Source organism: Acidobacteriota bacterium (assembly GCA_040754075.1).
Lineage (GTDB): Bacteria > Acidobacteriota > Blastocatellia > UBA7656 > UBA7656 > JBFMDH01.
The window spans coordinates 17046-42126 of sequence record JBFMDH010000009.1; the positions used below are offsets into that span (position 1 = coordinate 17046).

Annotated in this window: 21 protein-coding genes; 7 read left to right on the plus strand and 14 right to left on the minus strand. The window is 49.8% G+C overall.

All coding sequences use genetic code 11. The features are described 5' to 3' along the window. Nucleotides 1–28 precede the first annotated feature (28 nt). The 4 genes from nusA to AB1757_11755 all read right to left on the minus strand — a co-directional run bounded on the left by nusA (nucleotide 29) and on the right by AB1757_11755 (nucleotide 3890). The gene (gene nusA, locus AB1757_11740) at nucleotides 29–1828 is read right to left on the minus strand and encodes a transcription termination factor NusA (protein MEW6127700.1); all 1800 of its coding nucleotides are present in this window, start codon (nucleotides 1826–1828) and stop codon (nucleotides 29–31) included. Nucleotides 1829–1851: 23 nt separating this feature from the next. Then, the gene (rimP, locus tag AB1757_11745; GenBank protein MEW6127701.1) at nucleotides 1852–2307 is read right to left on the minus strand and encodes a ribosome maturation factor RimP; all 456 of its coding nucleotides are present in this window, start codon (nucleotides 2305–2307) and stop codon (nucleotides 1852–1854) included. Between the two features lie 201 nt (nucleotides 2308–2508). Further along, on the minus strand, nucleotides 2509–3612 hold the full coding sequence (gcvT, locus tag AB1757_11750) for a glycine cleavage system aminomethyltransferase GcvT (protein MEW6127702.1): 1104 nt from the start codon (nucleotides 3610–3612) through the stop codon (nucleotides 2509–2511). Further along, a complete protein-coding gene (locus tag AB1757_11755) occupies nucleotides 3570–3890 on the minus strand; it encodes a hypothetical protein (GenBank protein MEW6127703.1) in 321 nt (106 codons plus the stop codon). Before AB1757_11755 ends, gcvT begins: the two co-directional genes overlap by 43 nt. A 53-nt stretch (nucleotides 3891–3943) precedes the next feature. On the opposite strand from AB1757_11755, the gene lpxD reads away from it, so the two are divergent. From lpxD to lpxA, 3 genes are read left to right on the plus strand one after another with little or no spacing between them, the layout of a single operon-like run. Further along, nucleotides 3944–4975 (plus strand): UDP-3-O-(3-hydroxymyristoyl)glucosamine N-acyltransferase, encoded by a 1032-nt coding sequence (gene lpxD, locus AB1757_11760; GenBank protein ID MEW6127704.1) that lies wholly within the window; start codon nucleotides 3944–3946, stop codon nucleotides 4973–4975. 38 nt (nucleotides 4976–5013) lie between these two features. Continuing rightward, complete coding sequence (gene fabZ, locus AB1757_11765; protein MEW6127705.1) at nucleotides 5014–5523, plus strand: 3-hydroxyacyl-ACP dehydratase FabZ; 510 nt, start codon at nucleotides 5014–5016, stop codon at nucleotides 5521–5523. A gap of 6 nt (nucleotides 5524–5529) precedes the next feature. After that, the gene (lpxA, locus tag AB1757_11770; GenBank protein ID MEW6127706.1) at nucleotides 5530–6303 is read left to right on the plus strand and encodes an acyl-ACP--UDP-N-acetylglucosamine O-acyltransferase; all 774 of its coding nucleotides are present in this window, start codon (nucleotides 5530–5532) and stop codon (nucleotides 6301–6303) included. A 127-nt stretch (nucleotides 6304–6430) separates the two neighbouring features. Here lpxA and AB1757_11775 read toward each other — a convergent pair whose 3' ends face one another. Continuing rightward, nucleotides 6431–8668, minus strand: coding sequence for a cytochrome c peroxidase (locus AB1757_11775; protein MEW6127707.1), 2238 nt, complete (start codon nucleotides 8666–8668; stop codon nucleotides 6431–6433). Between the two features lie 501 nt (nucleotides 8669–9169). On the opposite strand from AB1757_11775, the gene AB1757_11780 reads away from it, so the two are divergent. The 4 genes from AB1757_11780 to AB1757_11795 all read left to right on the plus strand — a co-directional run bounded on the left by AB1757_11780 (nucleotide 9170) and on the right by AB1757_11795 (nucleotide 12425). Next, entirely contained in the window at nucleotides 9170–9850 is a 681-nt protein-coding gene (locus AB1757_11780) for a hypothetical protein (GenBank protein ID MEW6127708.1), read from the plus strand. A 171-nt stretch (nucleotides 9851–10021) separates the two neighbouring features. Then, complete coding sequence (locus AB1757_11785; protein MEW6127709.1) at nucleotides 10022–10591, plus strand: Uma2 family endonuclease; 570 nt, start codon at nucleotides 10022–10024, stop codon at nucleotides 10589–10591. A 191-nt stretch (nucleotides 10592–10782) separates the two neighbouring features. Continuing rightward, entirely contained in the window at nucleotides 10783–11592 is an 810-nt protein-coding gene (lpxI, locus tag AB1757_11790; protein MEW6127710.1) for a UDP-2,3-diacylglucosamine diphosphatase LpxI, read from the plus strand. A gap of 77 nt (nucleotides 11593–11669) precedes the next feature. After that, the gene (locus tag AB1757_11795; protein ID MEW6127711.1) at nucleotides 11670–12425 is read left to right on the plus strand and encodes a DUF4388 domain-containing protein; all 756 of its coding nucleotides are present in this window, start codon (nucleotides 11670–11672) and stop codon (nucleotides 12423–12425) included. Nucleotides 12426–12734: 309 nt separating this feature from the next. On the opposite strand, the gene AB1757_11800 is transcribed toward AB1757_11795, so the two are convergent. The 9 genes from AB1757_11800 to AB1757_11840 form a co-directional block, all read right to left on the minus strand. Further along, nucleotides 12735–13358: an OmpH family outer membrane protein gene (locus AB1757_11800; protein MEW6127712.1), complete on the minus strand. Its 624-nt coding sequence runs from the start codon at nucleotides 13356–13358 to the stop codon at nucleotides 12735–12737. 20 nt (nucleotides 13359–13378) lie between these two features. Continuing rightward, nucleotides 13379–14002, minus strand: coding sequence for an OmpH family outer membrane protein (locus tag AB1757_11805; GenBank protein ID MEW6127713.1), 624 nt, complete (start codon nucleotides 14000–14002; stop codon nucleotides 13379–13381). Nucleotides 14003–14157: 155 nt separating this feature from the next. Then, on the minus strand, nucleotides 14158–17094 hold the full coding sequence (bamA, locus tag AB1757_11810; GenBank protein MEW6127714.1) for an outer membrane protein assembly factor BamA: 2937 nt from the start codon (nucleotides 17092–17094) through the stop codon (nucleotides 14158–14160). Between the two features lie 285 nt (nucleotides 17095–17379). Continuing rightward, the gene (locus AB1757_11815) at nucleotides 17380–17721 is read right to left on the minus strand and encodes a DUF190 domain-containing protein (GenBank protein ID MEW6127715.1); all 342 of its coding nucleotides are present in this window, start codon (nucleotides 17719–17721) and stop codon (nucleotides 17380–17382) included. 47 nt (nucleotides 17722–17768) lie between these two features. After that, nucleotides 17769–18146 carry a fluoride efflux transporter CrcB gene (crcB, locus tag AB1757_11820; GenBank protein ID MEW6127716.1) on the minus strand — a complete coding sequence of 126 codons (378 nt, stop codon included), beginning with the start codon at nucleotides 18144–18146 and terminating at the stop codon, nucleotides 17769–17771. A gap of 111 nt (nucleotides 18147–18257) precedes the next feature. Next, nucleotides 18258–19913: a dynamin family protein gene (locus tag AB1757_11825; protein MEW6127717.1), complete on the minus strand. Its 1656-nt coding sequence runs from the start codon at nucleotides 19911–19913 to the stop codon at nucleotides 18258–18260. Between the two features lie 152 nt (nucleotides 19914–20065). Beyond that, nucleotides 20066–22504 (minus strand): ATP-dependent Clp protease ATP-binding subunit, encoded by a 2439-nt coding sequence (locus tag AB1757_11830; protein ID MEW6127718.1) that lies wholly within the window; start codon nucleotides 22502–22504, stop codon nucleotides 20066–20068. A gap of 176 nt (nucleotides 22505–22680) precedes the next feature. Next, nucleotides 22681–23391 (minus strand): ABC transporter ATP-binding protein, encoded by a 711-nt coding sequence (locus AB1757_11835; protein MEW6127719.1) that lies wholly within the window; start codon nucleotides 23389–23391, stop codon nucleotides 22681–22683. A gap of 161 nt (nucleotides 23392–23552) precedes the next feature. Then, nucleotides 23553–24800 carry an ABC transporter permease gene (locus tag AB1757_11840; protein ID MEW6127720.1) on the minus strand — a complete coding sequence of 416 codons (1248 nt, stop codon included), beginning with the start codon at nucleotides 24798–24800 and terminating at the stop codon, nucleotides 23553–23555. Nucleotides 24801–25081 lie beyond the last annotated feature (281 nt).

Consider the following 25081-nt stretch of genomic DNA (forward strand, 5'->3'; position numbering starts at 1 on the left):
TTTAGTAGACCGGTTTTTTCCGTTTGCTTTACTCGGAGCTTTTGTGAGTCTCCGCGTCTTCTGTATGCGTAGCGTTTTCAGTATCCGTTTCGCCTGCTGTCGCTTCGGTCGGGGTTGCAGAAATCGCCGGTTCGGCATCAGTGTCCGTCGCCGCTTCCTGAGTTGCCTCTTGGGCGGCGCTTTCTAAGCTTTCCGTCCCATCAGCAGAGGTTTCAACCGTTGGTTCAACTTCCGCTTCATCACTTTCCTCAATAGGTTGGGTGATTTCATCATCCGAATTTGCGTCCGCTTGTTGAGACGTTGCTTCACTTTCAGAAGTTGCTACGGCGCGCTCTGCCGCTTCCGCGACTTCATCACCTGCTGCAACAGTTTCTGCGCCCGCCGTTACAGGCTCTGTCGCGCCGCTTTCGGTAGCCTCATCGCTTTCGCCAGTGGGAACTTCTTCCTCATCCGTTGCCTGGGTTGCTGTGGCGGTCTCTTCAACCTCATCTGTCGCTTGCGCCTCTGCGGCAACTTCGTCAGCGTCATTTGCCGCTTTGACCTCTCTGGCATGTTTTTGCGCGAGCAAGCGATTGGCGCGTTCGATGACTTCGGTTGCCTGGTCAAAGCTGAGGTCGATGATTTCTACCAGATCGTCAACCGAAAGGTTGGCTAAGTCTTCAATCGTTTCAATGCCGCGTTCGTGCAAGCGCTCGGTGGTAATCTGGTCAAGCGCCAGACTTTCGCGAATTTCAAGCAAGTTGGCTTCGCCGCCCGACATCACCGCTTCGAGTTGTGCCGCCGCCATGCGCGCAGCCTCTTCGGCGCTGCGAATGTCGATGTGCCAGCCGACCAGTTTGGCGGCAAGTCGCACGTTTTGCCCGCGTTTGCCGATTGCCAGTGACAGTTGGTCATCGGAAACCGTAACCGTCAGGTGTTTGTCTTCAAAGCTGTTGATTTCGACTTTGGAAACTTTCGCAGGTGACAACGCATTGGCGGCGAAAATCGCCGGGTCTTCGCTCCATTCGATGATGTCTATGCGTTCGCCTCTGAGTTCACGGATGATAGCCTGCACGCGCGAGCCTTTCATACCGACACAAGCGCCCACCGGGTCAACGTCGCGTTCGGTTGACACGACGGCGATTTTGGCGCGGTCACCGGCTTCGCGAACCGCCGCTTTGATTTGCACCGTGCCGTCATAAATTTCCGGCACTTCCATTTCAAATAATCTTTTTAAAAGTTCAGGCGAGGTGCGCGAAACTTCAACCTGTGGACCTTTTGAATCTTTCGATACATTGCTGATGACCACGCGGATGCGCTCACCCTGATTGAAATTTTCGGCGCGTGATTGTTGATCTTTCGGCAACACGGCTTCGATTTTGCCGAAATCGACAATGATGCGTCCGCCCTCAAAGCGTTTGACAAAGCCGTGTACCAACTCGCCGACGCGCTCGATGTATTCGTCATAAACGTTATTGCGTTCAGCTTCGCGGACTTTTTGCACGAGAATCTGTTTGGCGGTTTGGGCGGCGATGCGTCCGAGACTTTCGGTCGGTTTAGGGAATTCCAACTGGTCGCCGACTTCTGCGCCTTCAACGCCCATCTCTTCAACATCGGCAAGCGAAATTTCCGTAGCCGGATTGGTGACCTCTTCAACCACGGTCATCAGCGCGAACAAATCCACTTCGCCGGTCTCATCGTTAAAGCGCGCGCGCAACTCTTCGCCGGTTTTGAACTGTTTACGCGCGGCGCTCATCACCGCGTCCTCGATTGCCGAGATAATGACATGTGGGTCAATATTTTTTTCTTTACTTAAAATTTCAATGGTTTGATTCAAACTTGTTGCCATCGCCTTTTACCTTCGTTTACACCTTAAAATTCATACTCAATATTGGCTTTTGCTATGTTGTCGAAGGCGATTTCAACGATTCCCGTATTATCCGAATCCAGTTTAACCACATCGCCCTCGATGCCTTGTAACTTGCCATGAAAATTTCTTTGCCCGTTGATCGGGCGAAAGGTTTTCAATTTCACCCGATTGCCTGCAAACCTTGCATAATCCGCAGGCTTATAAAGTGGTCGGTCAACCCCCGGTGAAGAGACTTCCAGAATATATTGATTGGCAATTAAGTCCTCCACATCAAGCAACGCGCCGACCTGACGGCTGACGAGTTCGCAGTCGTTATGGGTAATGCCAGCGGGTTTATCAATAAATATGCGTAGAATAAAGTTGTTCTTGGGACCCACCGTTTCCCAATGAACCAATTCTAAGCCTTCCCGGTTGGTCACCCGTTCGATGATGGCGTTGATTGCTTCTTTGTTCATCATAAAAAAAGTGGGCGCGAGCCCACTTGTCTAGCAAGTTTCTTTTCCAGCAAGCTTTTAATGATACCTGCACAAAATGGCAAACGCAAGCATCTATAAATTTTGTTGCCTGGGTCGTAGCCAGAAAAGCAATAGCGGCATTTTAGTTCGCTCAACAGAGCTTCCATAAATGCCGCTCAGGGTGGTCTCGGAAATAAAAAATCTTTAGTCGAATTTGCGGTCGCGTTTATAAAACGGCATTTCGACGATGCGCGCCGGGACGACGCGCCCACGAATCACAATGCCAATCGCGGTTCCTACGGCTGTGTGATTGATTGGCAAATACGCCATGCCGATATTTTTTTGCAGAAATGGTGCAGGGCTTCCCGATGAAACTTTGCCGACTTCCTGACCGCCAATGACAATCGCATAGCCGTCGCGCGCCGGGGCGCGGTCTTCGACTTCAAAGCCAATGAGTTTGCGCGTGAGTCCGGCGGCTTTTTGCGCTTGAAGGGCATCGCGTCCGACGAAATCACCTTTGTTCAGTTTGGTTATCCAACCCAGCCCGGCTTCAAGCGGGGTTGTCGTCTCATCCATATCATTGCCCCACAACCGGAACGCGGCTTCGAGCCGTGTCGTATTGCGCGCCGCAAGCCCGCAGGGAATTAAACCTTCCGAAGCGCCCGTAAGCAGCAAGCGATTCCAGATATGACGCGCATCCTTCGGGTCGCAGAAAATTTCAAACCCGTCTTCGCCCGTATAACCGGTGCGCGAAACCCGACATTCGATGCCGTCCACTTTTACCTTGTGCGACCAGTAATAAGGAATGCGGTCAAGCAAGCCGTCAGTAATATCCTGCAACATATCTTCGGCTTTTGGTCCCTGTAGCGCCATCAACGCATAACCATCGCTCACATCATAAGCCGTAACCTTGCCCATCGCTGCCGCGTGTTTTTTTACCCAGGCGAAATCTTTGGCAATATTCGAGGCATTGACCACCAGCATGAAATGCTCTTGATTGATGCGATATACCAGCAGGTCATCAATGATGCCGCCCTGTTCGTTCGTCAGCGCGCTATATTGCACCTGATTGTCATCAAGTTTGGCAACGTCATTGGTCGTAAGCGATTGAACAAGGGCAAAGGCGCTCTCACCGATGAGTTCAAATTCGCCCATGTGCGATACATCGAACAAGCCTGCGGCTTGGCGCACCGCCAGATGTTCCTGAATCGCCCCTGAATATTGCACAGGCATTTCCCACCCGGCGAAATCAACAATACGCCCGCCTAACGAGACGTGCGCTTCATAAAGCGGTGTGCGCTTGAGCATGGTTTAAGTTCCTCATTTAAGCAATGGTTTGACGTCATGCAAAGAATTCTCAAGAGAGAGGCAAGCTTACACACCCATTTTTCATCAGTCAAGTTTTGCGCCTGTTCGCCTTTCATTGCATCAAATTCGCCGATCATACTGGGCGATTTTTCGGCAGCGGCAGGGGGCAGAGATGGAACTGAACCGGCAAGAGGGTAGTAACTGGATGCGGATACCTGAGCCATTTGCTGCCCGCCTTTGGCAATCGCTTCTTGTCCTTGCGTGTCGCTTTTCGACATGGGAAACTTGCTCACTTGTTTATCGCATAACTTTATTTATCGTCGTCGTCAATATGCTGACACTCGCTCAATTAGCGGAAATCATTCAAGCCGAAATCATCGGCGAGGCAACCGCTATTGTGCATGGCGCGCAAGCCTTTGAAGCCGCGCAAGCCGGTGATGTCACCCTCGCCAGTGATACCAACTATCGCGCGCGATTGAATGATTCAATGGCGACCGCCATCATCATCGCGCCACCGGTTGTTGCGGCAAGCGCCAATTTACTGGTCGTGAAAAATCCGAAGCTGGCATTCGCCCGCGCCATTCAAGCCTTGCACGCCAAAGCTTACGCGGCTTCGGGCGTCAGCGCCGATTTGCTAAGAGGCGAAGGCTGTGTGTTGGGCGACGAGCTTTCAATTCACCCGCGGGTCACCCTCGGTCGCAATGTCGTTATCGGCAACCGCGTCACGCTGCATCCGGGCGTGGTCATCGGCGAGGGGTCGCGCATCGGCGATGATACGGTGATTCACGCCAACGTAGCGATTTACCCGGACACCTTGATTGGCAACCGTGTGGTCGTTCATTCGGGCACTGTCATCGGCGCGGATGGCTTTGGCTTTGTGCCGGATGAACAGGGGCGTCAGGTCAAACTTCTCCAACTCGGGCGTGTGATTATCGAAGATGATTGTGAAATCGGCGCGAATTGCGCCATTGATTGCGGAAATTTTGAAGATACGATTTTGCATCGCGGCGTGAAGTTGGATAATTTTATTCAAGTCGGACACGCAACCGAGATTGGCGAAAATACCGTGGTCGCGGCGCTCAGTGGATTTTCCGGTGGCACACGCATCGGGCGCAATTGTTTGATTGCCGGGCAGTCGGGAACCAAAGAACATGTGACCATCGGCGACCGCGCCGTCATTACTGCCAAGACCGCAGTGATAAAAGATGTGCCGCCGGGTGTCGTTGTAGGCGCGATGTTGCCTGCGCAGGAATATCACCTTTGGCTTCGTTCGCAGGCATTGTTTAGCAAACTCCCGGACATCTATGACCGGTTGAAGAAAGTTGAAAAAGCCCTCAAATCGCTTTCGCAAAAGGGCAACTGAAAAATTAATTAATCATTCAGACCTCAGAAAATTTAGCTATGGAAACTATTTTTGATATATCGCAAATTCAAGCCATCTTGCCGCATCGCTACCCTTTCCTGCTGGTTGACAAAATCGTCGAATACGAAGAACGGAAGCGAGTTGTCGGAATAAAAAATGTCACCGTCAATGAGCCGTTTTTTCAAGGACATTTCCCCGGCGCGCCGATTATGCCCGGGGTGTTGATTATCGAGGCGATGGCGCAAACCGCCGGGGTGATGATGCTCGCGGGCTTTGAAGACCGCCATAAAAAACTGGTCTTTTTCACCGGCATTCAAAACGCCAAATTCAGAAAACCCGTGGTGCCGGGCGATCAGTTAAGAATGGAACTGACGGTCTTACGGTTTGGCGGACGTCATATTAAATTGCGCGGCGAAGCCTATGTTGACGGCGTGTTAATCGCCGAAGCCGAAATCTCTTCATCACTCATTGACCGCGATTTATTGGATAAAAGCAAACAGGAAGATCACGCGGCATTCAAACCCATAAGAGAAACGACTGAGGAGTAAAGCCGAGTGAAGATTCATCCGACCGCCATCATCAGCGCGAAAGCCGAACTCGGCGCAAACGTCACTATTGGCGCGTATTCGATTATCGGTGATGACGTGAAACTGGCAGACGATGTAGAGGTCGCAAGCCATGTGGTGATTGAAGGGCCTTCGGAATTTGGTCGTGGCAACATCTTTTTCCCGTTTGTTTCGGCAGGTCAAGCGCCGCACGATTTGAAATTCAAAGGTGAAAAAAGTTTATTGCGCGTCGGCGAGCGCAATGTCTTTCGCGAATTCAGCACTATTCATCGCGGCACAGAGGTCGGCGGTGGACTCACCAGCATCGGTTCCGACAATCTGTTTATGGCGCAATCGCATGTGGCGCATGATTGTCATATCGGCAATCACGTCATCTTTGCCAACGCCGCAACCCTTGCCGGTCACGTACTGGTCGAAGATTATGCGACCATCGGCGCATTTTCCGGCGTGCATCAATTTTGTCGCGTCGGCAAATATGCTTTTATCGGCGCATCATCGGCTGTCGTCAAAGACGCGCTGCCCTATGCGCGAACGGTTGGTAATCACGCGAAATGTTACGGCGCGAATACCATCGGCTTGGAGCGCAAAGGATTTTCCAAAGACCAGATTAAAATCATTTCGCGGGCATTTCGTTTACTGCTCAACTCAAAACTCAACACCACGCAAGCCCTCGATGCCATCAAAGCGGAACTCGGCGCACACCCGGAGATTCAATACCTCGTGCAGTTCATTGAAATTTCTGAACGTGGGGTCACCAAATAAGTAGAGCGATTTGCCAACCGATTGATTGAGGTTGAAGAAGCGGTCTTTGACCGCGTCGTTGGTTGAGGCGCGGTCAAAGACCTTTCTCGACAATTGCTGAGCAAAGTCATTCGCAAACGGCTCTGAATTATGGACAGGCGCTAATCACTTTAGTCACCAGCGTAACCGGGCTGCCATTCACCAACCGAATCAATTTAATGATATTCGCGCGACCGGGATTTGCCGCATCACAAGCCAGCAACAACTTCGCGCCTTTTTTCACCTTGAGATTTGCGCCATCAATGAATTTCACCACAGCCGCCTGCTGACCATTGATTTCAATGAGGTCGCCGCGCTCGAATCCCGCGCCGCTGAGGAATAAATTTTTCCCCGACGTGGTCGCCGTATTGATTCTGATATTGGAAGTTTCGTCGGGCGTCGCTTCGCCGAAAATCGTCATCTGGAAAATCGGTGTTGCCGCAAGTCCACCGCTGGCGTTTGCGTCGAACACGAACCAGCGACCAAATAAAGTTGCGCCAATCAATGCCGGATGGTTGTCGGGAATCGCAAGAGTCACTGAAGCGAAGCCTTTGCCGTCGCCTGTGCCTTCAAGCTGAACCGCAAGGTGGGCAAATGAAGCAACGGGCGGCAAGGTCGAATTGATATTCGCCGGATTTTCATCAATCACTAAAATCGCCTGTGCGCCGCCTTTGGCATTGTAGATGCCGACTGTGAAACTTGGATTTCCGGCAAGCGGCGGCTCAAGCGCAACGACTTGCGGTGTCATGCCGCCCGAACCGCTCACCCCTGCGCCGCTGACGTGCGGAACTCGCGAAGATTCCGAATAGAGCGTTGGACGGTCAAACGGCGCGGTTTGGGCTGCGACTCTGGGGTCTGTGAGCGGGCGCTTCAAAAAAGCCACAAGGTCAGCCCTTTGTTGCGGCGAAAGATTGAGCGGGCGAATCCGGCGGTCTTTGTTGGGCGCGTTAAAATCACCGCCGCGATTATAAAATTCAACGACATCTTCGAGCGTCGCAAAACGCCCGTTATGCATATAAGGCGCGCGCAGTTCGATATTGCGCAATCCCGGCGTCCGCATTCTTCCCATGTCGTTATTGTTGCCGGTGATTTGAAAACGTCCGGTGTCTTCATTCGCCGGGCGCGCGCCTGTGTAATGAAAATTGTTATCCGTAAACAACGGTCCGCCATGACAACCGGCACAGCCCGATTGATTGAAGACATTTTGCCCGCGTTGTTCAGCGGCGCTAAGCGGCGCAATCCCCGAAACTGCCTGATCGAAAGGCGTGCGGTCTGAATAAAGGGTTCGTTCATAAGCGGCAATCGCCATCGCGATACGAATCGGCGTGACTTCGTTTGAGCCGAAGGCTTCGGCAAAAAGTTCCGCATAGCTTCGCCCGTTTATCCACGCCTGCAATGCCGCGGGGATGTTGGTCGCAAGCGCCAAAGGTCGCGATGCCGCAACCCGCGCTGCCACATCATTCCAGTTGCGTCCCGCGTGTCCCATTTCGGAAGCGTTGACCGGCGGTTGCAACACCTGGCTTTCAAGCGCGGCGTTGTTAGTGAGGGCAACTGTGTTACTAATCGGGTCTGTGCAAACCTGTGTGGCGCGACCATCCCAGAAAAGGGAATTCGCATAACCCGCATCAATGTGACTGACCGAGCGGCGCGCGGTGACCTGCTCTTTGAACCCGAAGGTTGATGAAAAACGATACGTGCCATCGGCAGAGTTGGCGGGAACGCCCGGTGAACCGATGATGTCATCAGGGGTTCCGAAAACATTGTCACTGCCGGGATGGGTGGCGCGCGCGGAGTCGAGCAAACTGCGCGGGTCAACGCCGCCTTTGTTCGGGATATGACAGGTGCCGCAAGCGACGGTGCGCGTCGAAGCGAGTTGTTCCTCCCAGAACAGGGCTTTGCCGAGATAGGCTTTGCTTGCGGTAACCGAATTGCCGAACGGTTCGGGTGGTGGATTCAGGGCTTGCCCGCCGCCTGTTCCATTGGCGCGTGTGCCCTGGTCAGCGAGGCTTAAACCGCCCGCCGCGCCACTGCCTTCGGCGCGCACCCAATAAAAATAGGTTTGACCGGTGAGCGCCGTGGTGTCGAAAAATGTCGCGGTTGCGGTAGTGCCTAAATCGACGGCGGTGGTCGGGTCGTTTACGGTGTTGCGAAATATGCGATAGCTTGTGGCATGGTGAATCGCATCCCAGGAAATGCCGATTTTATTGGCATACACCGCATCAGAAGCCGACACGCCGGTTGGCGCGGATAGGCTCGTGCTTTGACTATGGACTGTTGGTAACGGAAGGAATTGACCAAGGCAAACCACACTTATAGTGAGGAGAAGAAAAATTTTTAACTGTCTCATGAAAATTTCCTCTGCTGAACTTTGATCTTTCTTTAAAGGAATCTGCGGTCAAAGGGATTCGGGAGACCGCCAATCCTTTGACCCCTTTGCTACGATAAATTTTGTTTGAAACCAATGGGACAGGTACTGCTGTTGAGAAAAAAGAGAGGCCTGTTGTTTGGTAATCGACTCTGGCGCTGAAACCAAAGCTCAGGATAACGATTCAGTCCGCACTCTTTAATCTCACCGTTACTGCTGAACTGCTTTACACACGCTTTTTTATTTGTCTTCGCATATCTTTGCGAATCTTTGCATTTCTTTACATTCGTGATGTCCGCGAAGGAGTGAAATAGTTCCCGAAAATTTTTATGCAGATGAATTCATCAACTCACAGCTTTCTCAACAGTCTATCACTGGTTAAAATGAGTCAGACCCCAGTGAGTTGATTGGAAGAGCTTCCATTGGGGTAGGTCAGAAGTTAATATCACTGAGTATCGGCGTTTTGAGAGGAGGCATTGAATAATGGCAACAGTTGTTCTGCTTGGCTTTTCAACAACCGGAAAGTCAACGATCTTGAAAGACTTCGCGTCGAGGTATAGTAGCTACAATCTCGAAACAATCGACACAGATAGACGAATCCCTATCCCTGATTATGCTAAGACAGAGGAAGATGCTCATATCTACACTGTCTTTAACCAGCTAGTGAAGGGACAGGATCGAAGTAAAGCACTCAGATACATAGAAAAACGAGAACGAGAAATTCTTAATTCTCTTCAGCCAGGGAAGAATCCGCAGATTGTTGCTGCTGGACCTGCCTTAGCTTCAAGAGAGCCTGAATGGACGAAGTTTACAAAACGTGTAAACCCTGTTTGTTTCTACCTGGAAAAGACCGCCGAGGAAGTTTATGAAGGTTTGCTTAATCGGCGAAATGACAAAAAGAAATTTCCCAAAAAAGTTCGAGAGCGGGCAGATTTTGGCTCTTGGGATGAGGATGTCATAACCGAATACGAGAATGGCAAATGGGTTGAGATACCCAAAGTTAGAGCGATAGCGAACATCACAAGACATATGAAGCCACTTATCCAAATCTATGAGGCGCATTCGTCAGGCAGAAAATACAAGTCTCTTGACCTTCAACGCAACTCTGCTGTCAAAGACGAGTTTTACGCCAAAATAAGAGATGCGCTTGGTATTCCCGAATAGCTCTGCCAGAAGAATGTCCGTGGCGCAAACGGGTCTAACAAACGGTTCGACCAGAGTTGCCGAAGCGGATTTCACATGCTTTCTTCTAGTGCTCGATAGCTGCCCGGTCAATCCCAATGTTGGGTAGACTCTCCGAGGATGTGATAGATTTAGCTCTGAGAGGGAATGGTTATGTCAACACAGCCTAAAACAAAATACACCCCGGAAGAGTATCTGGCATTAGAGCGCCAATCGGCTGCGAAAAGTGAATATTTCGCCGGCGAAATATTCTTAATGGCTGGAGCCAGTGAAAGACATAACCTGATTGTCGCTAACCTCATTGCCGAATGGCGCAACCAACTAAAAAATCGTCCTTGCAAAGTCTACCCCAGTGATATGCGCGTCAAGATTAGCGATTCCGGACTCTATACCTATCCTGATGTAAGTATCGTTTGCGGCGAAGCAGAATTTGAAGACGACCGGAAGGATACTTTGATTAATCCGACCTTGATTGTTGAGGTGCTTTCGGAATCCAGCGAAGCTTATGATCGTGGGAAAAAATTTGAGCATTATCGCCGCATCTCTTCACTTTCGCATTACCTGTTGGTTGCTCAGGATAAGCCTGAAGTTGAATTGTTTGTCAGGCAAGTTGACGGGAAATGGTTATTTTCAGCTTATAGCGGTTTTCAAAGTAAAGTAATGCTCGATTCAATCCACTGCGAATTGTTGTTGCAGGAAGTTTACGATAAGGTCACTTTCTAAACCTCCAACAAGAATTGTGTCATAGTAACTTGACGTGGAGTTGACCGCGCTGCGAACTCTTGAGAAAAAAATGGCAGGCGAGGCGCGGTTGCTGTCGAACGAAGCGGTGAGCGCGCTACAGGTTTTTAGTAGCCGGATGTTTCGCGTTGATTTGCATCATTCGTCATACACAAAGAAAATTTTAACTGAATATGAAATATGGACTCATAGCTGGTAACGGAAGATTTCCGACAATGGTGCTCGAAGGGGCGCGCGAACAGGGCATTGAAATCGTGGTTGCGGCGATTAAAGAAGAGACCGCCGCCGAAGTTGAACAGATGGCGGCGCGTGTCGAATGGATGAGCGTCGGACAACTCGGCAAACTGTTGAACTTTTTCAAAAAAGAGAATGTGACTCATGCCATCATGGCAGGGCAGGTCAAACATCATCAGATCTTTCGTTTGAATGCGTTGCCGGATTTGCGCATGGTGAAGCTGCTGGCGCGACTTGCGACCAAAAACACCGATAACCTGCTTGGCGCGGTTGCCAGTGAACTGGCAGGTGAAGGCATCACGCTGGTGGATTCAACCACCTTTCTTGATAAATACCTTGCCATTGAAGGCGCGATGACCAAACGCGCGCCGAGCAAAGATGAACTCGCGGACATTGAATTTGGTCTTGCTATTGCCCGCGAAATTGCCCGCCTCGACATCGGACAAACCATTGCCGTGAAAGACCGCGCCGTGGTTGCCGTTGAAGCGATGGAAGGAACCGATGCGGTGATTTTGCGCGCCGGAGAAATCACCCGCGGGCGACCCTTTGTGGTGGTCAAAGTTGCCAAACCGAATCAGGATATGCGATTTGATGTTCCGGTCATCGGCATTCCGACGATTGAAACGCTGAAGCGCGCAGGCGCAACGGCTATCCATGTCTCTGCGAAAAAAACCTTGCTTTTTGATAAGCCCGAACTCTTAAATCTGGCTGAAAAATACCGCATTTCGGTGTATAGTTCGGCGAATTAACCGCCCGCCTTCAATCAAACTCTCCACAGTTATAATCTCGTATGGTACACTGCCAAGCGTAAAAAAGAGTGACGGCAATGATAAGAAACATCCCTGTAGATTTCGATCCTGAAAGCGCAATCATAGACGCTGAATTGCTGGTTAAATATCGAATGATCAATCGCGCCATCGAGACCCTTGAACGGGCGATTGATGGCGCGCCGCGCCATGTTGGACTGCGAGAAAAACTCCGGCAGATTTTAATTGAAGCCGGACGCCGCGACCTGGCTGCCCAACAATGTCTGGCGCTCGCCAGTCTGCACATTTCCGCAGGTGATATTGAAAAAGCCAATGAACGATTGCTCGAAGCCAAACGCCTTGACCCAAGGGTTTCCGTAACCGGGCAACTGCGCGAAAATCGCCGCCCCGAAGCCACGCCCGCTCAACCCTTACACCCGGCGGCACCGCAACCTGCGCCGGTCGTTGAAAAACCCGAACCCAAAGTCAACAAAGTGTTGATGGGTAGCCTGTCCGATGTCAGTCTGTTTGACATTATTCAGATTCTTGAAAACAGCAAACTCACGGGCGAAATGTACATTGATTCGACCGCTGCCAAAGGTGAGATTTATTTCAAAGAAGGTTTGATTATCGGCGCAAAATGCGAAGCCGAGACCGGCAATGCCGGTCTTAGCAAAATGGCTGATGCGGTTGACGGCACTTTTGATTTTCAAAAATCCAGCACCCAGCATGACGTGACCATTCACGCCACCAGTAATACCGGACTGATACTTGATTTATTAAGAGCCAAAGATGAAGACAATTTTGCGAGCGGCAATTCCGACTGGTTGACGTAGAGTGGATTGCCAACCATTCACTGACCTTGAGCAAGCGGTCTAATCTGCGATTCTCCAACGACACGGTCATAGACTGAGGATAATCAATCGCCAACAGCGTTAGAGCGGTTGGCGATTGAGTTTACTCAGCCGCTGTTGAGGAAGTGGTCTTTGACCGCGTATGACGGGAAACGCGGTCAAAGACCACTCCCTCAACGTGAGTAAATCGTTTTGCAAACTGCTATAGGACGCCAATAACTTCAAAATAAAAAAGCGAGAGCCGCATCTGACTCTCGCTTTTTTATTTTGAAGTTGATTCAGCAAAAAAACTTATTGTGGTTTTGCCGGATTTGCCGCCGGGGGGGCTGCGCCCGCTACGGGGTTGGCTTTGTTATATTCCTTGACGAAATCCTGGGTGATGTCGAGGCGCTGATCGTACCAGACCAGGTGACCGGAATTATAGGCATTTGCCAGATCAACCAGAATGGTGATGCCTCTTTTCGCGGCGTATTCACGGGCAAATCTATCAAGTTTTTCTGAAATCGGTTTGAGTGCCAGATCGCGCGCCCGCGTGCCATCGGCTTCCAAATCTTCGGCTTTGCGCTGGTAATCGCGTTTGAGGCTGGCAATCTGTTCGGTAAGTTCAGCTTTTTTGGCAGGCGTGAGGGCATCGCCCTGGGTTTGCAAAGTGTTTTCGCGCGTTTGAATTTGTTGAGCGAGGAGTTCGGCTTCTCTGACCCGCGGCTCGAATTGTTTGTTCAAGGCTTCACGTTTGGCGCGAAATTCGTCAATGGCATCCTGTAGCATGCCTGTATTGATGAGCGCAAGCTTGCCTTTCAGACCGCCGGGAACCCCTGGGGTTTGCGGCGCGGTTGCCGGTGGTTGTTGCGCTTCGGCGAGGCTTGCGAATATCAGAAGCGAAAAAGTTAATAGGAGAAATTTACTGATTTTCATACACTCGAGTTCCTTTCCGCTTAATTATTCGCAGGTGGTTTGGTCGCCGCCGGTTTAGGAGTTGCCGGTTTAGGAGCTGCCGGTTGTCCGCTTGCCGGTGTGGGGTTGGCTTTGTTGTACTCGGCGATGAAATCGTCGGTAATGTCAGCTTTCGGTTCCCAATAAGCCAGTGTGCCGCTTTGCGCCGCGCCCGCCAGATTGATAATCATGACGATGCTGTTTTTGGTTGCATAATTGTTGAGGAATTGAAACAGTTTGTCGCGCACCGGCTTGGTTGCGGTTTCGACCTCTTTTTCGACATCCTGTTGCAGGTCTTCTTTTTCGCGCGTGTATTGACGCTTGCCGGTTTCAAATTGATCACTTTTTTCTCGTAATTTATCTGCGGTCAATACCTGTTTCTGTGCTTCAATCTCTTTGCCCAATTGCTCAAGCTGTTTTCCCAAAGCATCGAGTTTCTGATAACGGTCTTTAAATTTTGTATCGACTTGTTCGTATTTTAATCGTAGCTCTCCGATTTCCGCCGGGAATTTCGTGGTATTGAGTACCACGATTTTGCCATCGGGAATCGTCGTTTGCGCGGATGCGCTGATTGTTATTGCTGCCAAAGCGATTACTGCAACGACAGCCAATTTTAATTTCACCATAACTGCTCCTATTCAGATTTGAATTGAATGACTGGACTGGGTACTCCAGCAAAGCGTCTCGAAATTTTGATTATAACTACACGAAGAACCATTTGTCATTGAGCAATTGTGTTTTGCCTGTTGCTGAACAATCGTTCGATGACAAATGGTTCAAATTAAAAGGTTCTTCCGATGGAAAAGCGCACCACCCGTTTTTCTTCAAGGAAGAAACTATTATTGATATCGGCATTGGGATTCCAGGCGAATATCAAACGGAAAGGCACATTGATGACCGGAACCTGAACGCGCAATTCGCCGCCAAGCGAGTAGCGATAGTTGTCAAATATGCCACCTTGGGTATCCGATAAAACGATATTGGTGACATCCTGTCGGTCGCCGCGAATGTTAGCGAACTTGAATCCCGGCGGTAAACTGTTGCCCAGTTCGGGAACCCCTGCTTTACGCAATTCTCTTTGTGAAGCAATCAACCCTCTGGGGTTCAGGGTCACCGGAATCCCATCGTTTAGAATCGCCGGAACGAATTCACTGGTGAGCGACTGGTCATCCAGTTTGCGCAGATTAAATGCCGAACCAATATCAAAAAACGGCGCAAAAGAGATGGGACCAATAATCGGTATGCGATATTCCAAATTGAACAACAATTCGGTATCGCCGCCCATAAAGAATGGGAAAATCGTTTGTGCCGAAGATTGTTGATTGGTTACCAGGAACTGTTCGAGAACGCTTGGCGCGATACTATTGGCGGTTGCCTGATTCGGTCTTCGCACCTTCATCCGATTGCCGGATAAATCGGTAGCAAAAATATTCTGGGTGCTGAAGGTGCCGACAATCGGCGCGGTCGGTGAAATCGAGCGAATGTTATAACCGCGAATGTCTTGTTCGCCGCCGAGGAAGAATCTGGTGTAGAGCGGCGTGCCGCCAACGAAGGAAACCGAATTGGAGTTGAAGCGTTCACCGAAGGCGCTGATATGTCCAAACAAAAAGCGCAACCCTAATGTTCGGGTTTTGCTCGGTTCCAGATTGCGTTCTTTACCGGCAAAGAAGGGGCGGAAGAAGCGGTATTCAACCGTCGGTTCGATAAGGTTGACATCGCCGCCCAGAAAACTGCCGGAAAGCGATGCCCCGATGGTTAATGATGAACCGTTGCTGGGGTCAATCGAAGCATTGACCGTGTTATAGGAAATCGTCGGCGTAAGGGTTGATTGTCTGACCCCTTTTTGCCGGAAACTGACCGGGAAATCATTGCTCGTGTCTTCGTCAGTGAGCGCCGGCGGGTCAACAATATCGGTGTTGCGATACGCATATGAAAGTCCCAACCGGATGAACCTGCCGAGACGGAAACGCGGCGTAAAAAGTTGCAGCGGCGCGCTTGAGGAAACCGAAAAGCCTTTGGTCTTTTGGGTGAATAAAAATTCGCCGCCGAAATTACCGAATAGGCGCGGGTCGGCAATCGTTTGATTAAAGCCCTGTCCGAAGAATTGATAATCCTGATAGAAGAGATTGAATCCGATGCTGATCGGACGCCCGCGCAGGTAAGGCTCGGTGAAGCCGATGGAATAAATTTTTTGCCGGTTACCGGCGGCAATCTGGAACGACAGCGATTCGCCGTAACCAAGCAGGTTGTTGGTCGAATAATCAATGCCGATAAACGAACCACCGATGCCGGAAACGCCGCCGTTGAAACTGATTTGCTGACGCCCCTTTTCCTGAACCTTGATGGTCAAATCAACCTTGCCCTCTTTTTCGTTGGTGTTGACGGTGGTGTCTTCTTCTTTGACCTGTTCAAAATAACCCAGTTGATTCAATCTGAGGGTGCTGTAATCGAATAGCTCTTTATTGTAACGTTCACCTTCGTTAAGCAGGATTTCACGACGCAACACGTTGTCGCGGGTAAAGGTGTTGCCGATAAATTCGATTCTTCCGATGGTGTATTGCTTGCCTTCGTCCATAATGAAGGTCAAATCGGCAGTGCCCTTCGTCGGGTCGTTCGGGTCATCTTTGAAATCCGGCACGAAATCCGAATTGAATTGAATATAACCGCGCGTGCCGTACAGTTTCTTGAGATTTTCCAATCCCTTGCTCACGACCGTGTAGCCTTTGACCACATCGCCCGATTTAATATTTAAAACCGATTTAATCTGCTCTTCGGTGAACTCTTTGTTGTCTTCGATTTTGATTTGCCCGGCGCGATACTGTCGCCCTTCGTTGACCGGAATGATAATTTTCAACCCTTGCCCTTTATGTCCGAAAATCGGCACCCAACTGCCGACTTTGCCCACCGGTTCAACGCGCGGTTCGCCAAAACGGGTTTGCAGATAACCGTTATCGGCATAGGTCAAAACCCGCAAACGGTCGAGGTCAACTTGCAGTTTCTCTTTGTGATAAATGTCTTTGGAAGAGAAGGTGGTGAGCAAGCCGACTTCTTTGACGAATTTCATGCGCGAACGCAGATGGTCATCGGAAAAGACATTGTTGCCTTCAAACTCAATCTGCGCGACGCGAAAGCGCGGACCTTCATCGATGCGGAAAGTTAAACCGACGGCGGTTTGCGAAATCTCTTCGGTGACGGTATCGACTTTGGCTTCGGGACGCCCTTCGTTGGCTAGCAACTCTTTGATGACGGCGGCAGCGCGTTTGGCTTTCACAGGGTCATATTGCGATTCTTTGGAAAGCCCGATCTGGCGTTTGCGAAACTCTTCAAGGACGGTCGATTGTTGAATGGATTTCAAACCGACATATTTGATTTCCAGAAGCAAGGGTCGTTCACGAACTTCAAAGGTGACGATTTTGCCGCCGCGGGTGCCGTCTTCGGCAAACACCTTGACATCATCAAAATAGCCCTGTGCATAAATCGTACGCACATCGCGATCAAGTTGTGCAGGATTGTAATTATCGCCTTCACGTGTACCAATCCATATGCGGATAGTGGATTCGGGAATGCGACGATTGCGCGTAATGTTGACTTGTTCAACTAAAACTTCCTGAGTTTGTGCCTGCGCGGTTGGAAAAAGGAGTTTGATTTTTCCTGAAAAGGGAAGCACACCCGCTAATAAAGTTAGCCCGATGATCAATAGAAGTATTCGCTTGCTCATAATAAATAAAACTGCACTCCGAAAAAACTCTGTTCTTTGGGTCAATTTCAAACCGGATGATAATTATTTGCCCGAAATTGGAACATCCCATCAAAACGAAAGATCGTAATTGGGTAATCGCTCTCCAGAATTTACGACCGAGCACGTCCAATAATTTTTGATGGATAAGCTATTTCGCTCAAAAATAGAACGCTGGTTTGACCGAACATTGTAACAAAAATGACAGATACCGCAAATTTGTTAAAGCATACGGCAAAAATAGAAAGGGCGATGCGCAACGGTCGGTTAATTCAACTTTTTATGGCGATAATGAATGACTCGCACATTTTCCAGGGTGACCAATCCTTCCTGCACCATTTCATCTATGGCTGGCAACAACGCGGCAATCTTTTCTGCGCTATCAACGATTTCAACAATCACCGGTAAATCTTCCGAGAGGCGCAAAATTTTTGCCGTATGAATCCGACTGTTAGCGCCGTAACCCATCAGGCCTCTGAACATCGTTGCCCCTGCGATGCCCATCTCCCGCGATTTGAAAATAATGGCTTCGTAAAGCGGTTTGCCCTGCCAGGAATCCGATTCACCTATGAAGATACGCAATAGTTGCCCCTCTTCAGAAATTTTCATAACCCTTCTCCTTAAAAAAAACGTTTGTCAAACGCTTGAATTTTAACTTAAAAAATTTGCGCGATACGCACACCCGCCCAAACCGCTGCTAATCCGAGAAGCAGACTGCCTACGGCGTTCAGGATGGCAAACCATTGCTCGCCATCGCGCATCAGCGTGTAGGTTTCAAAGGCAAAACTGGAAAACGTTGTATAGCCGCCCAAGACTCCCGTCAGGATGGCAACGCGAATGGTTGGCGATATCAAAACGCGCGCTTCAAAAAGTTCAGCCAGCAAGCCAATGATGAAACTTCCCGAAACATTAATGATTAAGTTGGCATAAGGAAAAACCGGCTTCTCAATGAGAGAATAGACAAAGGTTGATAAGAAATACCGACAACCTGTCCCAAAGGCTCCCCCCAGTAACACCGCAAGCGTTTTATTCACAGTTGCTTTTACCCTCCTCTGAAATTGTTTTGTCTCTTTTACAAGAAGCGGTGAAATTTCACCACTTGATTTACAAGCCTACTGTCTTTCGTCCATTTATGTAGCAGGCTTTCAACAAGCATTTGGTGACCGGCTTATGCTCTCCAAAAGTCGAAGGAGGCGGTCAACGTCGCAACGAATTTGCGATGCCTCATTCGGTTGATTGCCGGTTAATCGTTCAACGGTTCCAAGCAAATCATCAATTCGCCTTTCGGCTTCAAACTTCAACTGAGACAGACAGTCATTGAGGTTTTCCGTCCATTGAAAAACCAGTCGCGATAAATTTTTTTCAACCAGAAACGGCAACTTTCCGATAAAGTGCTGTCTCACGACCGGGGTTACAAAAAACATCGGCAGGATTGTCGAAAATATTTCCCAGTCATGGTCGAATACTCGTCCGATATGAATGTCCGGGTTGAGTGGCGGATGGATTGCCATTGCCATTTCCTGAGTGTGCAGATGAACCCCGTAAAGCTTGAAAACCCGCTCGGCAAACCGGTTGCGGAAATCCTGTAAGACGCGGATGATTTGTTTCCTGACCGTTTCAATGAGCAAAATAAATTGGTGGTGTTGCTGATTTGAAATAGCGCGAATCTCTTGGGCGAGGCGTCGGTTTAACCACTCCTCAAAAGCCTTGCGGGAAGCGGCGAGACTTTTCGTCCATTGGGGAAACTCCGTTTTCAATTCAGCCAGCAGTTGGGTTGCTAACCTTGCCTGATAGTCGTGCAATATTTTTTTTACCGTCGTTCGTGTATGGTTTTGCGCGTGTTCGATGATTAACTGCATTGCCGCTTTGGTATCTTTCACAAAATCTTTTTCACTCAGAAGTTGTTGGCTCAATGCGGTGCGCTCTGCTTCACGCATCTCGGCAGATTTCAAAGCCAGAGCGAGATAGTTTTGACCTTCGCGCAGCAGGGTGACGATTTTTCGATGAATGATTTCCTCTCTGTTGTGGTGAAATTCAGTAGCAACAGATTTGAGTAGTTCCGCTTCCAGTTGACGTTTGAAATCCTCGTAGCCCGGTCGAATAGAGAAAGGAAATATTGCCGGTGCATAGCCCAGCAGACTCCGGCTTTGTTCGCGGATGAAGGCAACCACTTCGCGATATTCGATTTCACTCAGTAAATCGGCTTTGGTTAGCAGGATGGCAACCTTTGGAGTGTATTGCGCCAAACGTTTTATCAGTTCGAGGTCAGACTGTGAAAGCGGCGTTTCAATACTCATGGCGATTAACGCAATGGCAACATTGGGCAGCCAGTTCAAAGCGGCTTGGGTGTTGTGGGTTAAAGCGCTATCTAAACCCGGCGTATCAATGAAGCGCACCCCGTTGAATTTTTGCAGCGCCGGTGATTGAATCGTCACCTGCGCCGCCTGCTTCTGATTGTGCGGGTTCTCGCGTTCGTTGATAAACTGGCTGATCAGGTCAAGCGCAATCTCGGTCGTTTCTCCATTAAGAAAAGTCACAAACGCTTTTTCTGGTTCACCGTAACCGATTTCTGTAATCAGCGCGGTCACCGGAACCGCGCCGACCGGAAGAAAAGGAATATCCAGAAGGTTATTCAAGAAACTGCTCTTTCCGGCTTTGAACCGGCCGACCACCGCAACATTGATTTCATTTTCCTTGACCGCTTTTTGGCAGACGTTGATAAGTAGCGCGAGAGTTGTGATTTGATAGCGTTCTGCGATTTCCGAAACGACATTGATTGCGTCATTGAATGGTGAATTCATGATTCATAAATGTCAGAGAGGAAATCGAGGAAAAAGAAAACTCCTACTTTGCCTCTCTTCAACCGTAAGCTAAGTAGGAGTCATTGACTGCTATGGGCAGTGATTAAGGGTGGACTCCACCACCACGCAGGTAACGATAAAAAGTTTACGCGCTATTCGACCAGCGCCGGTTCGGTGAATTCTTCCAACTCCAGTGAGCGGTGTTTGAGTTCATCACCGTCGAGAAAAACTTCAATCGCCGAGACTTCACCGAAATGTCCGGCAATCAGGGCTTCCGAAAGCGGGTCTTCAATATATTTTTGCAAAGCCCGACGCAGCGGTCGCGCGCCATAAGCCCGGTCGGCGCAGGTCCTGGCAACAATCCAGCGGCGCACATCGTCGGTCAATTGCACCTGCAATTTGCGACGAATCAAAGTGCGATTCATCTGCGCGACCAGCAATCCGACAATCTCATATAAATCATCCTCGGTTAATGGTTCAAAGACGATGATTTCATCCAGGCGATTGATGAATTCGGGATTGAAAGTTTGTTTGACCGCCTGCATCACGCCCTCTTCAATCGTGGTTTGTTGCGCCTGCGCGGAAGATTGAAAACCCATATGCCCGCGTTTTTGAATGAAGCGCGCGCCGATGTTCGAGGTCATAATTAAAATGACATTCTTGCAGTCCACCACGTTGCCGAGCGAATCGGTCAACACCCCATCTTCCAAAACCTGCAACAAGATGTTGAATAAATCCGGGTGGGCTTTTTCAACTTCATCCAGCAACAACACGCAATAGGGATTGCGTTTGATTTTTTCGGTCATCTGTCCGCCTTCGTCGTGACCGATATAACCGGGCGGGCTGCCAATCAATTTCGCGACCGAATGCTTTTCCATGAACTCGGACATATCGAAGCGAATCATGGCGCGTTCCGAACCGAATAAAAATTCGGCAAGCGACCGCGCCACTTCGGTTTTGCCGACGCCGGTTGGACCTAAAAACATGAAGGAGCCGACCGGGCGATTGGGATTTTTAAGTCCGGCGCGATTGCGGCGAATCGCCCGCGCCAGCGCCGAAATCGCCCGCGCCTGACTGACAATGCGTTTGTGCAATTCGTCTTCGATGCGCAACAGTTTCGTGGTCTCTTCTTCTTTCAAAGAAGTGATGGGAATGCCCGTCCAACGCGAAATCACTTCTTCGACATCTTCGCGTTGCACAATGGGCACGCTCTGAATCGAGATATTGTAAACCTCTTGCAGATTGCGCAGGTTTTCGCGTTCGGCGAGTTCTTTGGCTTTGAAAATTTTCGCGCGTTCGTAATCGTGGTCAGCCTGTGCGCGTTCGGAATTGATTTGATAACGGCGCAATTCTTTTTGACTCTTGACCACTTCGGGCGGCAGATTGGCGGCGCGAAGTTTTACGCGCGCCCCGGCTTCATCAAGAATATCGATGGCTTTATCGGGCAGAAAGCGGTCGGTGATATAACGTTGCGATTGATAGACCGCCGCTTCGATGGCTTCCTGCGCATAACGCACCTGATGAAACGCTTCGTAACGTTCCTGTATGCCTTGCAAAACTCGCAAGGTATCTTCTTCGCTCGGCGGATGAACTTTGACGGATTGAAAGCGGCGTTCAAGCGAACGGTCTTTTTCAATGGTCTTGCGATATTCGGCAGGCGTGGTTGAACCGATGACCTGCATTTCGCCGCGTGACAGAGCGGGCTTTAAAATGTTTGCCGCATCAAGCGAACCTTCGGCGCTTCCGGCTCCGACAATCGTGTGCAATTCATCAATGAAGATGATGTACTGCGGATTTTCCGAAAGCTCTTTCATAATATTTTTCAAACGCTCTTCAAACTGCCCGCGATATTTGGTTCCCGCGACCACCAATGACAGGTCGAGCGCCAGCAAGCGTTTTTCGCGCAGGAAAGGCGGCACTTCGCCATCAACAATGCGTTGCGCGAGTCCTTCGACGATGGCGGTTTTGCCAACCCCGGGTTCGCCAATCAGCACAGGATTATTTTTGGTGCGACGACAGAGAATTTGAATCAGGCGTTCGAGTTCCGCATCGCGACCGACGAGCGGGTCGAGTTGGTCATTGAGCGCGGCTTCGGTTAAATCGCGGCTGAATTCATGCAGGTGTTGGGTTTCGCGTTTTTGATTGCTGCTGCGTTCGGATTGTTGCGAGCGCATTAAATCTTCGCGGATTTGATGCAGCCGCAGTCCGCGTTCATAGAGGATTTCTGCGGCGTGAGATTTTTCTTCGCGGATGATGCCGAGCAAGAGATGCTCTGTGCCGATATGGCGATTTTGCGCGCGGTCGCTCTCTTCGGCGGCAAATTTGAGCACGCGCTTGGCGGCGTCCGACAGTGGCAAATCAATCGAACCGGGAAGCTTGTCGCGCAACACCGTGTGACCTTCAATCTGTTTGCGAATGGCTTCAACGGTGGTTTGCGGGGAACGGAAAAATTTCTGCGCCAGTTGTTTATCTTCGCGAAGCAATCCAAGCAAAATGTGTTCGGCTTCAATATGACTTGCGCCGAATTGGCTTGCTTCATAACGCGCGAAAAAAATTACGCGACGGGCTTTCTCGGTGTATCTCTCGAACATATTGGCTTCCGCTGTAAAAAGTGCTGAGGACTGAGGACTGAGGACTGAGAAGAAACGATGAAGTCAAAACGATGAAGGATGAACCGGAAGGACTAAATTAAAATCTTTCAGTTCATCGTTCGGTGTTCCGACTTCATCCTCTCTAATACTCAGTCCTCAGTCCTCAGCACTCAGTCCTAACTGAGTTTTCCATCCTCAAGGTGAAGCACGCGGTCGCAGATTGCCGCGAGTTTTTCATTATGGGTTACGATTACCGATGTCAAATTCTGCGCTTGATGAATCTCCTTGAGTAACTGGTGAATGTTTTCACTGGTTTTGCTGTCGAGGTCGCCAGTCGGCTCATCAGCCAGCAACAAACTGGGACGCGAAACCAAGGCTCTTGCCAGCGCCACACGCGCCTGTTCACCGCCCGATAATTCGCCCGGACGGTGTGTGGCGCGATTTGCCAACCCAACGTCGGCGAGCAGGGATGCGGCACGATTGCGGGCTTCACTTGCAGATGTGCGCGCAATCAATAGCGGCATCATGACATTTTCAAGAGCTGAAAACTCCGGCAACAAATAGTGAAATTGAAAAATGAACCCGATTTTCTTATTCCGAAACCTCGTTAAGTCTAGCTCAGCAATTTTTGAGATGTCAAATTCGCCGATTTTTACCGCGCCGGCGCTTGGCTTATCCAGCCCGCCAAGCAAATGCAGCAAGGTGGATTTGCCCGCTCCCGACGGGCCGACGATTGCCACCATTTCGCCTTCGGCAATCGTTAAATTCAAATCCTTAAACACCGTGACGCGATTTTCGCCCGTCGCATAAATCTTGCTTAAATGCTCTACTTTAATAAAAGTCTGGAGTCTGGAGTCTGGAGTCTGGAGTCCCTTTGATTCAGGCATTGACGTGCTCCTTCATTGACTCAATTTGAAAATCGGAATTACTCAGTCGAATTTGAAAACTTCTTTGCCGTCCGCCAAACCTGAATTTGCAATTGAGTGCGTCAGCAATAGCACCCGCGTTATGACTGTAGACTCTCGACTCTCGACTCCCGACTTTATTTTCATTCATACCGCAAGCCCTCCACCGGATTGATGCGCGCGGCATTGAGTGACGGATAGACGGTTGATAGAAAGCTGATGAAGATGGTGACGACCGCAACGATTAATACATCCGAGGTGTGAACATGAAACGGCAGATAATCCAAAGCGTATGCGCCGGGCGGCAGCTTGACGAATTTTCGCGCATTGGCGAAATAGCAAAAGCCCGCGCCGACAATCACGCCGAAAATTAAACCGACGAAACCAATCATCAAGCCTTGCAACATAAACAACCACATCACGCTGCGATTGGTTGCGCCCATCGATTTTAAAATCGCAATGTCGCGCTGTTTTTCCATCACAATCATGATGAGCACGGTGATGATGTTTAATGCCGCGATGCCAATGACAATCAACAGAGCGATTCCTGAAAGCAGTTTCTCATAACTGAGCGCCGTGTAAATCGGCGCATTGAGTTCCTGCCAATCCTGTACGGCATAGGCATCGCCGACCGCCGCCAGCACTTCGCGACCGATGGCTTTGACATTATCGACATCATCGACTTTGATTTGAATCAACTGCACGACATCTTCGGAACCCGAAAGGCGCTTTGCGGCATCGAGCGAAATATACGCCCACGTCGCATCATAATCGGCAAGCCCGGATGCAAAGATGCCTGTGACTTTGAAATCGCGATAACGCGGCGACAGTCCCATTGGCGTCAAATGACCTTGCGGTGAAATGAGGGTCACGATGTCGCCCAGTTTCAGCCCGATGTTTGTCGCCAAATCCTGCCCGATGATGAGGTGGTCAATGGTCACATTGGATTCGCTATCGGTTTCAAATTGCGTAAGCGAGGTGACCTCGCCGGCTTTGATGAATTGAAACACTTCGCTGGATTCAAGTGGCGCGGAGGTATCGACGCCTTTTAAAAACGCGCCGTCGGTATCTTGTTTGCCTTGCATTAAAACTTTCTGGTAGAGCGTTGGCGAAGCATTACGGATATGCGGCAAGGCGCGCAGTTTTTCAAGCAAGGCAGGATAATCGTTGATGGTTTCGCCGCTTTTGGGAAGCAGATTGAGATGCGCGGTGCCTGAGAGAATCTTTTCCTGAAACTCTTCGCGAAAGCCGGTCATCATTGCCAGGACGACGATTAACGCGGCAACCCCTGCGGCAACCGCTGCAATAGCGATAAAGGTGATGACGGAAATCATCACCTGTTTGCGTTTGGCTCTCAAGTACCGCAGGGCGATAAACAATTCGTAAGGCACGAGGGGAATCGTAAAGAACCATTCGTTCGGGTGTCAAATTCGCAGGAAAACTTTGCTTACCACCCCAAATTATGCTACCGAACGCATAACTCAAGTATACAGATGCACGACCCGATTAAACTTGCTTCCAACAGATTTGGTAGGTTTTAACTTTTTAAGAGAATTAATGTGAATCATTTAAAGGTATAAGGAAAGTCAACTTCAGATTCTGATTGACTTTAGATAGTTAGTGATGTTTAGATTGCCCTTGCTTCACTATCAATTGGGCTGCTGGAGATATG

What these genes read in the sequence shown, in the direction of transcription:
- fabZ (MEW6127705.1), top strand. Translation starts at nt 5,014, where the DNA reads ATGGAAACTATTTTTGATATATCGCAAATTCAAGCCATCTTGCCGCAT.
- AB1757_11800 (MEW6127712.1), bottom strand. Translation starts at nt 13,358, where the DNA reads ATGAAAATCAGTAAATTTCTCCTATTAACTTTTTCGCTTCTGATATTC.
- AB1757_11830 (MEW6127718.1), bottom strand. Translation starts at nt 22,504, where the DNA reads ATGTTCGAGAGATACACCGAGAAAGCCCGTCGCGTAATTTTTTTCGCG.
- AB1757_11785 (MEW6127709.1), top strand. Translation starts at nt 10,022, where the DNA reads ATGTCAACACAGCCTAAAACAAAATACACCCCGGAAGAGTATCTGGCA.
- AB1757_11825 (MEW6127717.1), bottom strand. Translation starts at nt 19,913, where the DNA reads ATGAATTCACCATTCAATGACGCAATCAATGTCGTTTCGGAAATCGCA.
- nusA (MEW6127700.1), bottom strand. Translation starts at nt 1,828, where the DNA reads ATGGCAACAAGTTTGAATCAAACCATTGAAATTTTAAGTAAAGAAAAA.
- AB1757_11775 (MEW6127707.1), bottom strand. Translation starts at nt 8,668, where the DNA reads ATGAGACAGTTAAAAATTTTTCTTCTCCTCACTATAAGTGTGGTTTGC.
- lpxD (MEW6127704.1), top strand. Translation starts at nt 3,944, where the DNA reads ATGCTGACACTCGCTCAATTAGCGGAAATCATTCAAGCCGAAATCATC.
- gcvT (MEW6127702.1), bottom strand. Translation starts at nt 3,612, where the DNA reads ATGCTCAAGCGCACACCGCTTTATGAAGCGCACGTCTCGTTAGGCGGG.
- AB1757_11805 (MEW6127713.1), bottom strand. Translation starts at nt 14,002, where the DNA reads ATGGTGAAATTAAAATTGGCTGTCGTTGCAGTAATCGCTTTGGCAGCA.
- AB1757_11835 (MEW6127719.1), bottom strand. Translation starts at nt 23,391, where the DNA reads ATGCCTGAATCAAAGGGACTCCAGACTCCAGACTCCAGACTCCAGACT.
- rimP (MEW6127701.1), bottom strand. Translation starts at nt 2,307, where the DNA reads ATGATGAACAAAGAAGCAATCAACGCCATCATCGAACGGGTGACCAAC.
- AB1757_11815 (MEW6127715.1), bottom strand. Translation starts at nt 17,721, where the DNA reads ATGAAAATTTCTGAAGAGGGGCAACTATTGCGTATCTTCATAGGTGAA.
- lpxI (MEW6127710.1), top strand. Translation starts at nt 10,783, where the DNA reads ATGAAATATGGACTCATAGCTGGTAACGGAAGATTTCCGACAATGGTG.
- AB1757_11755 (MEW6127703.1), bottom strand. Translation starts at nt 3,890, where the DNA reads ATGTCGAAAAGCGACACGCAAGGACAAGAAGCGATTGCCAAAGGCGGG.
- AB1757_11795 (MEW6127711.1), top strand. Translation starts at nt 11,670, where the DNA reads ATGATAAGAAACATCCCTGTAGATTTCGATCCTGAAAGCGCAATCATA.
- bamA (MEW6127714.1), bottom strand. Translation starts at nt 17,094, where the DNA reads ATGAGCAAGCGAATACTTCTATTGATCATCGGGCTAACTTTATTAGCG.
- AB1757_11780 (MEW6127708.1), top strand. Translation starts at nt 9,170, where the DNA reads ATGGCAACAGTTGTTCTGCTTGGCTTTTCAACAACCGGAAAGTCAACG.